This window comes from Micromonospora chersina (assembly GCF_900091475.1).
Taxonomy (GTDB): domain Bacteria; phylum Actinomycetota; class Actinomycetes; order Mycobacteriales; family Micromonosporaceae; genus Micromonospora; species Micromonospora chersina.
Genome location: NZ_FMIB01000002.1, coordinates 3,539,323 through 3,553,747, shown reverse-complemented (window position 1 = coordinate 3,553,747; position 14,425 = coordinate 3,539,323). Strand labels below are relative to the sequence as shown.

14 protein-coding genes are annotated in these 14,425 nt (G+C 72.5%); 9 read left to right on the top strand and 5 right to left on the bottom strand.

The genetic code is table 11. The features are described 5' to 3' along the window. Positions 1-67 precede the first annotated feature (67 nt). Both galK and galE read right to left on the bottom strand, forming a co-directional pair. Positions 68-1,228: a galactokinase gene (gene galK, locus GA0070603_RS16245; protein WP_091314306.1), complete on the bottom strand. Its 1,161-nt coding sequence runs from the start codon at positions 1,226-1,228 to the stop codon at positions 68-70. Continuing rightward, on the bottom strand, positions 1,225-2,154 hold the full coding sequence (galE, locus tag GA0070603_RS16240; RefSeq protein ID WP_244282716.1) for a UDP-glucose 4-epimerase GalE: 930 nt from the start codon (positions 2,152-2,154) through the stop codon (positions 1,225-1,227). The genes galK and galE overlap by 4 nt, the downstream gene beginning before the upstream one ends. 230 nt (positions 2,155-2,384) lie before the next feature. Here galE and GA0070603_RS16235 point away from each other — a divergent pair, with 230 nt between their 5' ends. From GA0070603_RS16235 to GA0070603_RS16210, 6 genes are all read left to right on the top strand, one after another. Further along, complete coding sequence (locus tag GA0070603_RS16235; protein ID WP_091314294.1) at positions 2,385-3,410, top strand: hemolysin family protein; 1,026 nt, start codon at positions 2,385-2,387, stop codon at positions 3,408-3,410. A gap of 33 nt (positions 3,411-3,443) precedes the next feature. Then, positions 3,444-4,469: a tryptophan--tRNA ligase gene (gene trpS, locus GA0070603_RS16230; RefSeq protein ID WP_091314292.1), complete on the top strand. Its 1,026-nt coding sequence runs from the start codon at positions 3,444-3,446 to the stop codon at positions 4,467-4,469. A gap of 24 nt (positions 4,470-4,493) precedes the next feature. After that, on the top strand, positions 4,494-5,075 hold the full coding sequence (locus GA0070603_RS16225) for a 2'-5' RNA ligase family protein (protein ID WP_091314290.1): 582 nt from the start codon (positions 4,494-4,496) through the stop codon (positions 5,073-5,075). A 61-nt stretch (positions 5,076-5,136) separates the two neighbouring features. Then, entirely contained in the window at positions 5,137-6,072 is a 936-nt protein-coding gene (locus GA0070603_RS16220) for a YihY/virulence factor BrkB family protein (RefSeq protein ID WP_091314286.1), read from the top strand. Continuing rightward, positions 6,069-6,443 carry a GntR family transcriptional regulator gene (locus GA0070603_RS16215; protein ID WP_091314284.1) on the top strand — a complete coding sequence of 125 codons (375 nt, stop codon included), beginning with the start codon at positions 6,069-6,071 and terminating at the stop codon, positions 6,441-6,443. Before GA0070603_RS16220 ends, GA0070603_RS16215 begins: the two co-directional genes overlap by 4 nt. A gap of 74 nt (positions 6,444-6,517) precedes the next feature. Then, positions 6,518-6,961, top strand: a complete 444-nt coding sequence (locus GA0070603_RS16210) for a hypothetical protein (RefSeq protein WP_091314280.1) — start codon at positions 6,518-6,520, stop codon at positions 6,959-6,961. Between the two features lie 3 nt (positions 6,962-6,964). On the opposite strand, the gene GA0070603_RS16205 is transcribed toward GA0070603_RS16210, so the two are convergent. From GA0070603_RS16205 to GA0070603_RS16195, 3 genes are all read right to left on the bottom strand, one after another. Further along, on the bottom strand, positions 6,965-7,327 hold the full coding sequence (locus GA0070603_RS16205) for a VOC family protein (protein ID WP_091322007.1): 363 nt from the start codon (positions 7,325-7,327) through the stop codon (positions 6,965-6,967). A 161-nt stretch (positions 7,328-7,488) separates the two neighbouring features. Next, positions 7,489-9,123 carry a glycoside hydrolase family 13 protein gene (locus tag GA0070603_RS16200; protein WP_091314277.1) on the bottom strand — a complete coding sequence of 545 codons (1,635 nt, stop codon included), beginning with the start codon at positions 9,121-9,123 and terminating at the stop codon, positions 7,489-7,491. 154 nt (positions 9,124-9,277) lie between these two features. Then, positions 9,278-10,357, bottom strand: coding sequence for a LacI family DNA-binding transcriptional regulator (locus GA0070603_RS16195; RefSeq protein WP_091314273.1), 1,080 nt, complete (start codon positions 10,355-10,357; stop codon positions 9,278-9,280). Positions 10,358-10,555: 198 nt separating this feature from the next. Between GA0070603_RS16195 and GA0070603_RS16190 the strand changes: the two genes are divergently transcribed. The 3 genes from GA0070603_RS16190 to GA0070603_RS16180 are packed head-to-tail and all read left to right on the top strand — an operon-like array spanning position 10,556 to position 14,345. After that, positions 10,556-11,806 (top strand): sugar ABC transporter substrate-binding protein, encoded by a 1,251-nt coding sequence (locus tag GA0070603_RS16190; RefSeq protein ID WP_091314270.1) that lies wholly within the window; start codon positions 10,556-10,558, stop codon positions 11,804-11,806. Next, positions 11,806-13,449: an ABC transporter permease subunit gene (locus GA0070603_RS16185; protein ID WP_091314266.1), complete on the top strand. Its 1,644-nt coding sequence runs from the start codon at positions 11,806-11,808 to the stop codon at positions 13,447-13,449. The genes GA0070603_RS16190 and GA0070603_RS16185 overlap by 1 nt, the downstream gene beginning before the upstream one ends. After that, positions 13,446-14,345, top strand: coding sequence for a sugar ABC transporter permease (locus GA0070603_RS16180; RefSeq protein WP_091314263.1), 900 nt, complete (start codon positions 13,446-13,448; stop codon positions 14,343-14,345). The genes GA0070603_RS16185 and GA0070603_RS16180 overlap by 4 nt, the downstream gene beginning before the upstream one ends. Positions 14,346-14,425: the final 80 nt, after the last annotated feature.

Below are 14,425 nucleotides of genomic sequence, written 5' to 3'. Positions count from 1 at the left end.
GGCAAGGCGTGAAAGAGGGGTGGCCGTCCCGTGCGGGACGGCCACCCCCTTTCGCTCGAGCGGTAGATCAGTCCAGGCGGCTCGCGCCGCCCGCCGGGAGGACGGTGAGCGTGCCGGGCGCGGCGAAGCCACGGTCGGCGTACGCGGCAGTGACGGCGGCGGCCACGGTGTCGGCGGCGTCCGCGTCGACCAGGGCGAGGACGCAGCCGCCGAAGCCGCCGCCGGTCATCCGCGCCCCGTACGCCCCGGCGGCCAGCGCCGCCTCGACCGCGGTGTCGATCTCCGGCACGGTGATCTCGAAGTCGTCCCGCATGGAGGCGTGGGAGGCGGTCAGCAGCGGGCCGATGTCGCGGATCCGGCCGGCCCGCAGCAGCTCGACGGTGTCGAGCACCCGCTGGTCCTCGGTGACCACGTGCCGGACCCGGCGGCGGGTCTCGTCGTCGTCCAGTCGGGCCAGCGCGGCGTCCAGGTCGCCGGTGGCGACGTCGCGCAGCGCGGCCACCCCGAGCGCCTCGGCGGCCCGCTCGCAGGACTTGCGGCGGGCCGCGTACTCGCCGTCGGCGTGCCGGTGCGGGGCGCGGCTGTCGATCACGAGCACGGCCAGCCCGGCGGCCCCCAGGTCGAACGGGATCTGCTCGACCTCCTCGGTGCGGCAGTCCAGGAAGAGGGCGTGCCCGGACCGGCCGCGGATCACCGCGGACTGGTCCATGATCCCGGTGGGCGCGCCCACGTAGTCGTTCTCGGCCCGCTGGGCGAGCCGGGGCCGGCGCTCGGCGGGCAGGTCCAGGCCGCCCAGCTCGACAAGCGCGGCGAGCACCGCGGCCTCGATGGCCGCCGACGAGGAGAGCCCGGAGCCGACCGGCACGTCGGAGGCGATGGCCAGCCGGGCGCCGGGGACGGTGTGGCCGGCGGCGCGCAGCGCCCAGACCACCCCGGCCACGTAGGCGGCCCAGCCGTCGACCCGGCCGGGCTCGTCGGCCTCGGCCGGCCCGAACTCCACCGGCTCGTCGTCCAGCTCCGACCAGACGCTCCAGCGCCCGTCGTCGGCGACCGCCGCGGCGACGACGGTACGCAGCGGCAGCGCGAAGGGCAGCACGAAGCCGTCGTTGTAGTCGGTGTGCTCGCCGATGAGGTTGACCCGGCCGGGAGCCGCCCAGCGGCCCGCGGGCTCCCCGCCGTACCGCTGCCGGAAGCCGGCGGTGGCGCGGGCCGCGACGTCACCGCTCACCGCTGCTCCAGGATGTGCGTGCGGTAGAACTCCCAGGCGTCGCCGACCATGTCCTGGAGGGTGGCCTTCTCCGGCACCCAGCCCAGCTCGGCGCGGGCCAGCGCCGAGGAGGCGACCAGCTCGGCCGGGTCGCCCTCGCGGCGCGGCGCCACCTCGACGGGCACCGGGTGCCCGGTGACCTCCCGGACCACCTCGATCACCTGCCGGTTGGTGAAGCCGTTGCCGTTGCCCAGGTTGTAGATGCGGTGCCGGCCCGCCGTGGCGGCGTCGAGGGCCAGCAGGTGCGCGCGGGCCAGGTCCTCGACGTGGATGTAGTCGCGGACGCAGGTGCCGTCGACGGTCGGGTAGTCGTCGCCGAAGAGTTGCAGCTTGTCGCGCCGGCCGGCGGCCACCTCGAGGGCGAGCGGGATGAGGTGGGTCTCGGGGTCGTGCCGTTCGCCGATGACCCGCCCGTCGTGCCGGTACGCCCCGGCCACGTTGAAGTAGCGCAGCGAGACGGCGGCCAGGTCGTGCGCGATCGCCTCGGAGGTGAGCGCCATGTCGACGGCCAGTTTGGTGGCCCCGTAGGTGTTGGTGGGGGCCTTGACGGCGGTCTCCGGGATGGGCAGCTCGGTGGGGTTGCCGTAGACGGCGGCGGTGGAGGAGAAGACCAGCCGGGGCACCCGGGCGGCGCGGACCGCGTCGATGAGGGCGAGCGAGCCGACGGTGTTGGTCTGCCAGTAGAGCTCCGGCTTCACCATCGACTCGCCGGCGGCGATCAGGGCGGCGAAGTGCAGCACGCCGTCGAAGCCGGCGTCGGGGGTGAGCACCCGGGCGGCCTCGTGGATCGGCAGGTCGACGTGGGTCGCCTCGGGGGCGAGCGCCGCCCGGTGGCCGGTGCGCAGGTCGTCCAGCACGGTCACCTCGTGACCGTGGTCCAGCAGCATCCGGGTCACCACGCTGCCGATGTAACCGGCGCCGCCGGTGACGAGCAGTTTCACGTCGGTCCTCCTCTGCCTGGCCGCGTGGCGCGGCGGCCGTCCGTGATCACCCTACGGCCGCGGGCTGTACCGCGGCTGCGAGTGAGGCCGTCCACCATTCCATCACAATCCTTCATGATTGAACAGATCCGAACATTGCCCGGAGCGCGCGGCGCCTGCTGTCTACCATCCTTCTCATGCGGGAGGGAGGTGGTCCCGGGCCCCGGCGGCGTTCGTCGGGGCGGCCCAGACGCGACCCGGGACCCGTGGCCCGCACCGTCGCCCGCCTCGTGGTGCGGGCCGCCGACGGCGCCACCCGCCTGGTCACCGACCTGCTCGGCGCGAGCCCGACCGCCGGCCGGGAGCGGATCAGCGAGGCCGAGCTGCGTGACCTGGTCGCGGCCAACACGGTGCTCGACCCGGACGAGCGGCGGATCATCGACGAGGTGCTGGTGGCCGGCGCCCGGCTGATCCGGGAGGTCATGGTGCCGCGCACCGAGGTGGTCTTCCTCGCCGCCGGGCTCACCGTCGCCGAGGCCGAGCGGCTGGTCCGGGCCGAGCCGCACACCCGCTACCCGGTGGTCGACGGCACCCACGACGACGTGGTCGGCCTCGTCCACCTGCGGGACGTGCTGCTGCGCCCGGATCGGGACCCGCGCGCCACGGTCGGCGACCTGGCCCGCGAGGTGAAGCGCCTCCCCGGCAGCAAGCGGGTGCTGGCCGCGCTCACCGAGATGCGGCGGGAGGGCCACCACCTGGCCGTGGTGGTCGACGAGTACGGCGGCACCGCCGGCATCGTCACCTGCGAGGACCTGGTGGAGGAGCTGGTCGGGGAGATCCACGACGAGCACGACGCCCCGCCCGACCCGGCCCACGCCGGCCTGCCCGCCGTGGTCGACGGCCGGCTCAACCTGGCCGACTTCGCCGAGCGGACCGGGGTGCCGCTGCCCGCCGGGCCGTACGAGACGGTCGGCGGCTTCGTGATGGCCGCCCTCGGCCGGCTGCCGGTGGCCGGCGACGAGGTGCCGGTGGCCGTCGACGGGGACGAGGCCGGAGGGCCCGATCCGGACGACCCGCCCGGCGGCTGGCTGCTGCGGGTGGTGGCGCTCGACGGGCGGCGGGTGTCCCGCCTCGCGGTCTCCACGGCGCGCCTGCCCGAACCGCGGCGCGAGGTCACCGCCCCGCTCCCGCCCGTGCCCACCCGACCGGGCGGCCCGTCATGACGGACGCCGGGGCTTGCTGACAGAATTGCCGTCATGTCCGACGTACCCGCCCGCCCGCGTGTCTTCTCCGGCATCCAGCCGACGGCCGACTCGTTCCACCTCGGCAACTACCTGGGCGCGGTACGGCACTGGGTGGCTCTCCAGGAGAGCCACGACGCGTTCTACTGCGTGGTGGACCTGCACGCGATCACGGCCGGGCACGACCCGAAGGTGCTCAAGCAGCGCAGCCGGATCGCCGCCGCGCAGCTCTTCGCCGTCGGCCTGGACCCGGAGCGCAGCACCCTCTTCGTCCAGTCGCAGGTGCCCGAGCACCCGCAGCTGGCCTGGGTGCTCGGCTGCATCACCGGCTTCGGCGAGGCGAGCCGGATGACCCAGTTCAAGGACAAGTCGCAGAAGCAGGGCAGCGAGCGGGCCAGCGTCGGCCTGTTCACCTACCCGATCCTCCAGGCCGCCGACATCCTGCTCTACCAGGCCCACGCGGTGCCGGTCGGCGAGGACCAGCGGCAGCACCTGGAGCTCTCCCGCGACCTGGCCCAGCGGTTCAACTCGCTGTTCGGCCCGACCTTCACGGTGCCCGCCCCGCACATCGTCAAGGACACCGCGAAGATCACCGACCTGCAGGACCCGACGGCCAAGATGTCGAAGTCGTCCTCCTCGCCGGCCGGCATCATCGACCTGCTGGAGGAGCCGGCCCGCTCCGCCAAGAAGATCCGCTCGGCGGTCACCGACACCGGCCGCGAGATCGTCTTCGACGCCGAGGGCAAGCCCGGCATCTCCAACCTGCTCACCATCTACTCGGCGCTCTCCGGTCGCAGCATCGACGACCTCGTGGCAGCCTACGACGGCAAGGGCTACGGCGACCTGAAGAAGGATCTCGCCGAGGTGGTCCGGGAGTTCGTCACCCCGATCCAGGAGCGCACCCGCGCCTACCTGGACGACCCGGCCCAGCTCGACAAGCTGCTCGCGCAGGGCGCGGAGAAGGCCCGCGCCGTGGCCGCCGCGACGCTGCGCACCGCGTACGAGCGGATCGGCTTCTTCCCGCCGGTCCGGTTCGAGTAGCGGTCCCGGGCAGGGCGGGAACGGGTGAAGCGGTCGGTGGCCGGAGGGGTGGCGCGCAGCGTGGAGGGCAGGGACGGTTCGCCGGACGCCGGCGACACCATCCAGATCGGGATCGCGGTCGACATCCCCGAGCCGTGGGGCGGGATGCTCACCCGCCGGCGGGTCGAGGCCGGCGACCCGCAGGCCGTCCCGGCGCACGTCACTCTTCTCGGGCCCACCGAGATCCCGGTGCGCGCGCTGCCCGCCGTCGAGGAGCACCTGGCCCGGGTGGCGGCCACGCACCTGCCGTTCACCCTGCACCTGCGGGGCACCGGCACGTTCCGGCCGGTCACCCAGGTGGTCTTCGTGGCGGTGGCCGCCGGGATCAGCGAGTGCGAACTGCTCGCCGCCGCCATCAACGCGGCCCCCGAGCTGCACCGCGAGGCGCGCTTCCCGTACCACCCGCACGTCACGGTGGCCCAGGACGTGCCGCCCGAGGTGCTCGACAAGGCGTACGAGGACCTGGCCGACTTCTCCGCGCTCTTCGAGGTGGAGGCGTTCACCCTCTTCTCGCACAGCGGGGCCACCCGGTGGCAGCCCCGCCGCGACTTCCGCCTCGGCGGCTGAGCTGAGCGCGCGGCCGGCCGGCCTGCCTCCACCGGGTCCGGGATTCGGCGAGGATGGCGGGGTGAACGTCATCGGCCGGATCGAGGCCGCGCTGGGGCGCCGCATCGACGCGGCCCGCGACCGGTCGGCGGTCTTCGACCACGTGTGGCGGGCCGGGACGCTCTACGCCGACCTGCTCGCCGGCCGGCTGGCCGCGGCGATCGCCTACTACGGCTTCTTCGCCGTGTTCGCGCTGGCCCTGGTCGGGTACTGGATCTTCGGCACGATCCTCCAGGACAACCGCGAGGTCAGCCGGGCGGCGGCCGATTTCCTGGAGGGGAACCTGCCGTTCCTCGACCCCCAGCAGATCGCCGAGAGCAGCAACACCGTCGGCGTGGTCGGCCTCGTCATCCTGGTCTTCACCGGGATCGGCTGGGTCGAGGCCATCCGCTCCTCGCAGCGGCTCATGTACGGGTTCAACCAGCAGCCCGGCAACCTGGTGGTCCGCCGCCTGGTCGACCTGGGGGTGCTGGTCGCGGTCTTCGTGCTGCTGGGTGTCTCGGTGGCCGCCGTCGACGCCCTGGAGTCGCTGCTGCGCTTCCTGCTGCGCAGCACCGGGTCGGTCGGGCTGACCACGGTCAGCGCGGTGCTCAGCGTGCTGGTCAACGCGGTGCTGGCCACCGCGCTGCTGGTGGCGGTGCCCCGGCTGCGGATGAGCCGGCGCCGGCTGCGCCCCGCCGTGCTGGCGGTCGCCGTGGGCATCACGCTGCTCAACACGGTCGGGCGCTACTACGTGGTGCGCACCGAGCGGAACCCGGCGTACACCGTGGTGGCCACCGCTGTGGGGCTGCTGCTCTACCTCTACCTGCTCAACCAGATGGTGCTCTTCGGCGCCGCGCTGGCCGCCACCAGCCGCTACGGTCGGGTGGTGGACCTGGCCGAGGGCGGCGCCGCGCGGGAGGTGGACGTGGAGGTCGACGAGGAGACCGACCCGGGCACGCCGGGAGGAGCGGGATGAGCACCCGCGTCCGCATCGACGAGGACTCGGCGGTGCCCCCGTACGAGCAGGTGCGCGGGCAGCTCGCCGGCATGATCGGGGACGGTCGGCTGGCGGTCGGCACCCGGCTGCCCGCCGTCCGGCAGCTCGCCGCCGACCTGGGCCTGGCCGTGAACACCGTGGCCCGGGCGTACCGGGAGCTGGAGTCCGCCGGGCTGGTGGAGACCCGCGGCCGGCACGGCACCGTGGTGGCGCCGGGGCGCGACGACGCCGCCGACCGCCTGCACCGGGCCGCCGTGGCGTACGCGGCCGAGGCGCTGCGCCTGGGCGTCCCGCCGGAGCGTGCGGTCGCCCTGGTCCGTGCGGCTCTGGACGCCGGTACGCGCGGGTGAGAGCGGCCGCCGGAGAGGGGGGAGTTGGCGTGAATGAGGCGCACGTCCGCGTCGCCACCGACCATGATGGGCCGGTGGGCGCACTCGTGACACTGGACCTGCCGGACGACTCGCCGATGCTGGGCCTGCCGTGGATCATCACCTTCGGCCCGCTCGGCGACGACGACGAGTGGGAGCCGGTGGTGTGCGGCCCGTACGAGCGGCCGCACGCGCTCGCCCTGGCCGAGGCGGTGGTGGCCGAGGAGCAGCTCATGGCGGTGGTGGAGCCGCTGCTGCCGGCGCTGACCCCCGAGGAGATCCGCGGCGAGATCGCCGCCGCGCAGATCGCCGCCGAGGACGAGGCGGCCCGGGTCGACGAGGCCGACCTCTACGGCGACTTCGAGGACGTCATCGACGAGGAGCTGGAACTGGCCGCCGAGCGGCAGCCGGAGCCGGAGCCGGTGACCCCGCCCAGCCGGGACGAGGTGCGGGCCGGGCTCGCCCGGATCGCCGCGCTGCTCACCACCAAGGGGGACTGAGGCTCAGCTCGGCGGCCCATCGAGCACACAGAACTCGTTGTCCTCCGGGTCGGCCAGCACCACGAAGCCCTCGCCGCCGGTCTGCCCGACGTCGGCGTGCCGGGCGCCGAGCCCGACCAGCCGGTCGACCTCCGCCGCCGGGTCCCCGTCCGCCACCAGGTCCAGGTGGAGCCGGTTCTTGCCGTTCTTCGGCGTCCCGCTGCCCTGCAACCAGACGGTGGGGCCGGGCCGGCCGGGTGGCGGGTAGAGCTTCGCGCTGCCGTCGTCGCCCCGGCCGACGGTGTAGCCGAGGGCGGCCGACCAGAAGTCGGCCATCCGGTCGAGGTCGCCGACGTCGAGGGTGTACTGCGCCACGTGTGCGGTCATCACCACGTGGTACCCCGGCGTCCCAGATGGACACCGGCCCCTCGGGAACGAGTCCCCGAGGGGCCGGCGCCACCTCACCCCCCACCACAAGGGGTCGGTAGCCCAGCCGCCCGTCGGCGCGGGGCACAACGGACGACCAGGTCAATGGCGGGTTACCCGGCTCAGCGCCGTTCGAACCACGCAGCCGCGTCCACCGGCAGGACGTGCCCGTCGCCCCGCTCGGTGAGGTCCGCGCTGGCGACGACCGGCCGGCCGTGGCCGGCGACGGTCACCTCCGCGCCGCTGATGTTGACCACGCAGGTCAGCTCCGCGCCGCCGGCGGTGCGGCGGAACGCCAGCACCCCGGGCTCGGTCTCCAGCCAGGTGATCCCGTCGGTGCCGGCCAGCGCCGGGTGCTCGCGCCGGATCCGCAGCGCGGCCCGGTAGAGCTCCAGCGTCGAGCCGGGCACCCCGGCCTGGGCGGCCACCGAGAGGGCACGCCAGGTCGCCGGGGCCGGCAGCCAGCTCAGCTCGCTGCCCTCCGGGCCGAAGCCGTACGGGGCCAGCTCGCCGCTCCACGGGATCGGCACCCGGCAGCCGTCCCGGCTCTCCCCGGTGCGCAGGAACGCCGGGTCCTGGCGCAGCTCGTCGGGGAGGTCCAGCACCTCGGGCAGGCCCAGCTCCTCGCCCTGGTAGACGTACGCGCAGCCGGGCAGGGAGAGCATCAGCAGGGTGGCGGCCCGGGCGCGGCGCAGGCCGACCTCGCCGTCGCCGTACCGGGTGACGTGCCGCTGCCGGTCGTGGTTGGAGAGCACCCAGGTGGTCGGCGCGCCCACGATCGTCGACTCGGCGAGCGCCGTGTCGATCACCTTGCGGAACGAGTCGGCCGACCACGTGGCGTCGAGGAAGTCGAAGCTGAACGCCTGGTGCAGCTCGTCCGGGCCGATGTAGCGGGCCAGCCGCTGCGGGGTCTCGGCCCACGCCTCGGCCACGGCCATCCGGCCGCCGGGGTAGCTGTCCAGGATCGGCCGCCAGGCGCGGTAGATGTCGTGCACCTCGTCCTGGTCGAAGTAGGGCAGCCGGCCCTTGCCCAGCAGCTCGGACTGGCGCTGGCCGGTGGTCATCGAGTTGAAGCCGACGTCCGGCAGCCCCTCGGCCTTGATCATTCCGTGTGCCACGTCGATCCGGAAGCCGTCCACGCCCCGGTCGAGCCAGAACCGCAGGACGTCCTCGAACTCGGCGCGCACCTCCGGGTGCCGCCAGTTCAGGTCGGGCTGGGCCGGGTCGAACAGGTGCAGGTACCACTGGCCGTCGGGCACCCGGGTCCAGGCGGGACCGCCGAAGATGCTCTCCCAGTCGTTCGGCGGCAACTCGCCCTGCTCGCCCTTGCCCTCGGCGAAGAGGTAGCGCTCGCGCTCGGGGGAGCCGGGGCCGGCGGCGAGGGCCGCGGTGAACCACGGGTGCGCGCTGGAGGTGTGGTTGGGCACCAGGTCCACGATGATCCGCAGGCCCAGGGCGTGCGCGTCGGTGATCATCGCGTCGAAGTCGCCGAGGCTGCCGAAGAGCGGGTCCACGTCCCGGTAGTCGGCCACGTCGTAGCCGGCGTCGATCTGGGGCGAGGTGTAGAACGGGGTCAGCCAGAGCGCGTCCACCCCGAGGTCGCGCAGGTACGGCAGGCGCTGTCGAATGCCCTCCAGGTCACCGACGCCGTCGGAGTTCGAGTCCGCGAAGCTGCGGACGTAGACCTGGTAGACGACGGCGGACCGCCACCAGTCGTCGTCGGCGGTCAGCGGCGTGGGGTGGGGGGCGGAGGTCATCGGTTCAGATCCCCGTTCTCTGGCGCGGGGCGGTGACGCCCCGGCGCGGGCGTGGTGGTGGGCGCAGGGTGTCTGAGCAGAATGCCGCCCGACCGCTGCAAGAGTCAAGCATTCCTTGCGCAAGAAATGACGGGGTCGGGCGGTCCGCTGCGGCTCAGGCCGGGACGGCGAGGGTGGGCGGGGTGGTGCGCTGCCGCTGCGGGCCGCCGCCCGCCTCGGCCGGGCGGGCCACCGCCGTCGAGCCGCGCACCACCAGCTCCGGGCGGAACACGTACTCGGAGTTCGGTGCGGCGTGCCCGTTGATCTCGTCGACCAGGGCCCGCACGGCGGCCACCGCCATGGCGGTGACCGGCTGGCGCATGGTGGTCAGGGGCGGGTCGGTGAAGGCCATCAGCGGGGAGTCGTCGTAGCCGACCACCGAGATGTCGCCGGGGACGGCAAGCCCGCGCTGCCGGGCGGCCCGGATCGCGCCCAGGGCCATCAGGTCGGAGCCGCAGACCAGGCCGGTCACCCCGCGCTCGATGAGCCGGCCCGCGGCCGCCTCGCCGCCCTCCACACCGAACAGGGAGAGCTCGGCCAGCTCGCCCACCTCGGCCTCGGTGGCGCCGACCAGCCGCTTCATGGCGGTGCGGAAGCCGGCCACGCGGCGCTGCACGGGCACGAACCGGTCCGGGCCGGTGATCAGGCCGATCCGCCGGTGGCCGAGCGCGACCAGGTGCGCGACGGCCAGTTCGGTGGCCTCGCCGTCGTCGCAGGAGACGAAGGGGGCCGCGATGCCGGGCGCGTACCCGTTGATCATGACGATCGGCAGCGGTCGGGCGATCAGCGCCCGGTAGCGGTCGTGGTTGGCGGCGGTGTCGGCGTGCAGGCCGGAGACGAAGACGATCCCGGAGACCTGCCGGTCGAGCAGCATCTCGACGTACTCGTCCTCGGTGACGCCGCCGGGGGTCTGCGTGCAGAGCACCGGGGTGAACCCGCTCTGCGCCAGCGTCGACTCGATGACCTGGGCGAAGGCCGGGAAGATGGGGTTGTCCAGCTCGGGCACGACCAGGCCCACCAGCCCGGCGCTGCGCTTGCGCAGCCGGGCGGGGCGCTCGTAGCCGAGCACGTCGAGGGCGGTGAGGACGGCCTGCCGGGTCTCCGGGGCCACTCCGGGGCGGTCGTTGAGCACCCGCGACACCGTGGCCTCGCTGACTTCGGCCTGTTGGGCGATGTCGGACAGTCGAGCGCGCATGGCGGCACTTTAGCTCACGGGCAAGTTCTTGCGTACACTCCTGCAAGCCCTTCCATTCTCTGCAACCTCTTGCTAACGTCCCCGCAACATGCGAGAGCAGCGGCGCAGTACCCCCGCGCCGGTCAGCAAGAAATTTCCGAGGTTTCCACTGGTGGGCCGCCCTTCCCCCGGCGGGCCGCCATGACGACAGGAGTACCGATGCGCATCCGTACCGCGGGTGTGGTCGCTGTCCTCGGCCTGGCGCTCGCCGCGTCCGGCTGCGGCGGCAGTGACAGCGACAAGCCGGCCGCGAAGGAGTCCGCCAAGGCCACCGGCGGCAAGCTGGTCATCTGGGCCGACGACAAGCGGACCGCCGCCCTGAAGCCGTTCGCCGAGGAGTTCGGCAAGGAGAACGGTGTGACCGTCGAGGTCCAGGCCGTCTCCAAGGACCTGCAGACCAACTTCGTCACCGCCTCGCAGCAGGGCAGCGGCCCGGACGTCGTGGTCGGCGCGCACGACTGGATCGGCAACCTGGTCCAGAACGGCGCCATCGACCCGGTGCAGCTCGCCGCCGAGCAGAAGAGTGCGTTCAACGAGACCGCCGTCAAGGCCGTCACCTTCAACGGCCAGCTCTACGGCGTCCCCTACGCCACCGAGAACGTCGCGCTGATCCGCAACACCGAGCTGGCCCCCGAGGCGCCGAAGACCATCGAGGAGCTGGTCACCACCGGCAAGAAGCTCAAGGCCGAGAAGAAGGCCAGCGAGATCCTCTGCCTCCAGTCCGGCCAGAACGGCGACGCGTACCACGTCTACCCGCTGTACACCTCGGGCGGCGGCTACCTGTTCGGCACCGCGGCCAACGGCGACTACGACCCCAAGGACCTGGGCGTGGGCAAGCCGGAGTCGATCGCGGCCTTCCAGAAGATCGCGAAGCTCGGTGAGAAGGGCGAGGGCGCGCTGAAGCGCTCCATCACCGGCGAGAACTCCATCGCCACCTTCACCGGCAAGAAGTGCGCCTTCCTGGTCTCCGGCCCGTGGGCCATCGCCGACGCCAAGAAGGCCAACATCAAGTACGACATCTCCCCGGTCCCCGGCTTCGCCGGTGGCAAGGAGGCCCAGCCGTTCGTGGGCGTCCAGGCGTTCTACGTCGCCGCCAAGGGCAAGAACAAGGCCCTGGCCCAGGAGTTCGTCACCAACTACGTGACCAAGCCCGAGCTGGCCGTCGCGCTGTACAAGGCCGAGCCGCGCCCGCCGGCGCTGACCGCCGCCTTCGACCAGGTCAAGGGTGAGGACCCGGACCTGGCCAAGTTCCAGGAGGCCGGCAAGAACGGCCAGGTGCTCCCGGCGATCCCGGCCATGGCCGCGATCTGGGACCCGTTCGGCAAGGCGGAGGCCGCCATCATCGGCGGCGCCGACCCGGCCAAGACGATCACCGCCGCCGGCAAGACCATCCAGGGTCAGATCAAGTAATGAGCACGTCGCTGTCCGGCCCGGGGTCTGCTGAGCAGGCCCCGGGCCGGGAGCCCGTTCGCCGCGGGCTCCCGCGCACGTCCCGTACCGCGCGGAACCACGCGCCGATCACCGCGACCGGCCTCGTCGTCAAGGTGGTCCTGCTCGGCCTCGTGGCCGGGATCGCGATCTGGGCGGCGTTCCCGCTCATCGAGGCCGAACACTGGGTCGGGCTGGCGATCCTCGCCGCCACCACCGCGGGCCTGTTCTACCTCTACCTCGGCCGCCGGCACATCCCGGCCAAGTACCTGGTCCCCGGCACGATCTTCCTCATCGCCTTCCAGGTCTTCCCGGTGCTCTACACGGCGAGCACCGCGTTCACGAACTTCGGCGACGGCCACCGCGGCAGCAAGGACGACGCGATCGTCGCCATCCAGACCTCCTCGGTGAAGCAGGTCCCCGGCTCCACCGAGTACGCCCTCTCCATCGCCACCAAGGGCGACCCAGCCACCGGCGCGCTGGTCTTCCTGCTCAGCGACCCGAAGACCAAGGACGTCTTCGCGGGCGACGCGGGCGGGCTGCGCAAGCTCGACGCCGGCCAGGTGGAGGCAAGCAGCCTCACCGGCAAGATCACCGCCGCGGACGGCTACACCATCCTGAACATCGGCCAGGCCAGCGGCCGGAGCAAGGAGATCACCGACCTGGTGGTGCCGACCTCCGGCGGCGCCATCCGGTCCAACGGCCTCACCCGCGCCTACGAGGGCAAGGCCGTCCGGGCGTACGACGCGGGCTGCGACTGCGTCAAGGACAGCGAGACCGGCAAGACCTGGACCGCCGACGCGGCGACCGGCGCCTTCGTGGCCGCCGACGGCGAGCGGCTCACCCAGGGCTGGAAGGTGAACGTCGGGCTGAAGAACTTCAGCCGGGTGCTCACCGACCCGAACATCTCCGGGCCGTTCTTCGGCACGCTGGTGTGGAACTTCGCCTTCGCGATCGGCTCGACCGGGCTGACCTTCCTGCTCGGCATGGCCATCGCGCTCGCCCTGCACTCGCCCCGGATGCGCGGGACCAACCTCTACCGGGTGCTGCTCATCCTGCCGTACGCCATGCCGTCGTTCGCCATGCTGCTGGTCTGGCGGGACATGTTCAACACCGACTTCGGCCTGGTCAACAACCTGTTCGGGCTGGACGTCGACTGGTTCGGCCAGAGCTGGTCGGCCCGTGCCGCGGTGCTGCTGGTGCAGCTCTGGCTGGGCTACCCGTACATGTTCCTGGTGGCCACCGGCGCGCTCCAGGCGATCCCGCGCGAGCTGACCGAGGCCACCTCGGTCGACGGCGCCAGCCCGTGGCAGTCCTTCCGGGCGGTCACCCTGCCGCTGCTGCTTGTCGCGCTGTCGCCGCTGCTCATCGCGTCGTTCGCGTACAACTTCAACAACATCAACGCGATCTGGCTGACCACCGAGGGTGGACCGTTCGCGCCGGACAACCCGACGAACGGCGCCACCGACCTGCTCATCACCTACACCTACCGGCTGGCCTTCGGCGCCCAGGGCGCGGAGTTCGGCATGGCCGCCGCGGTCTCGATCTTCATCTTCGCGATCGTGGCGACGGTGTCGGCGATCAGCTTCCGGCGTACCCGCAAGCAGGAGGAGGTGTACTCGTGACGACCTACGCGGACGCACCGGTCGCCAACCGGAACGCGACGGGGAGGGCCAGGAACCGCTGGTTCGCCCAGGTGGGCTGGCGGCACCTCGTCGGGGTGCTGGCGGTGGTGTTCAGCCTCTTCCCGATCCTGTTCGTGCTCTCGGCGGCGCTCAACCCGCTCGGCACGCTCTCCTCGACCGAGCTGCTGCCGACCGGCGCGTCCTTCGAGAACTTCGCCAACCTGTTCGACAAGACCGCGTTCGGGCACTGGTTCCTCAACTCGCTGCTGATCGCCGGCACGGCCAGCTTCGTGTCGATCTTCCTGTCCGCGCTGGCGGCGTACGCGTTCTCCCGGATGCGGTTCGCCGGTCGCCGGATCGGCCTGCTCACGCTGCTGCTGATCCAGATGTTCCCGCAGTTCCTGGCCATCGTGGCGATCTTCCTGATCTTCACAACGGTCACCGACCTGTGGCCGGTGCTCGGCTTCAACACCCCGTGGGGCCTGTTCCTGCTCTACATGGGTGGCGCGCTGGGCGTGAACACCTGGCTCATGAAGGGCTTCTTCGACACCCTGCCGCGCGAGCTGGACGAGTCGGCGACCATGGACGGCGCCACGCACGCCCAGGTCTTCTTCCGGATCATGCTGCCCCTCGTGGCGCCGATCCTGGCGGTGACCGCGCTGCTGTCGTTCATCGGCACGATCAACGAGTTCATGATCGCCAACGTGTTCCTCACCAACACCGAGTCGAAGACCCTCGCGGTCGGCATGTTCGGCCTGGTGGCGGGCGAGCGCAACAACAACTTCGGGATGTTCGCGGCGGGCACCCTGCTCACCGCCATCCCGACGGTGCTGGTGTTCCAACTGCTCCAGCGCTACATCGTCTCCGGCCTCACCGCCGGGGCGGTCAAAGGCTGAGCCTCCTCGGCTCACGCTGCGGCAAGGGCGTCCTGTCGACGTACACCGGAGCGGTCTTCGGGCGGACCGCCGCGGTCGGG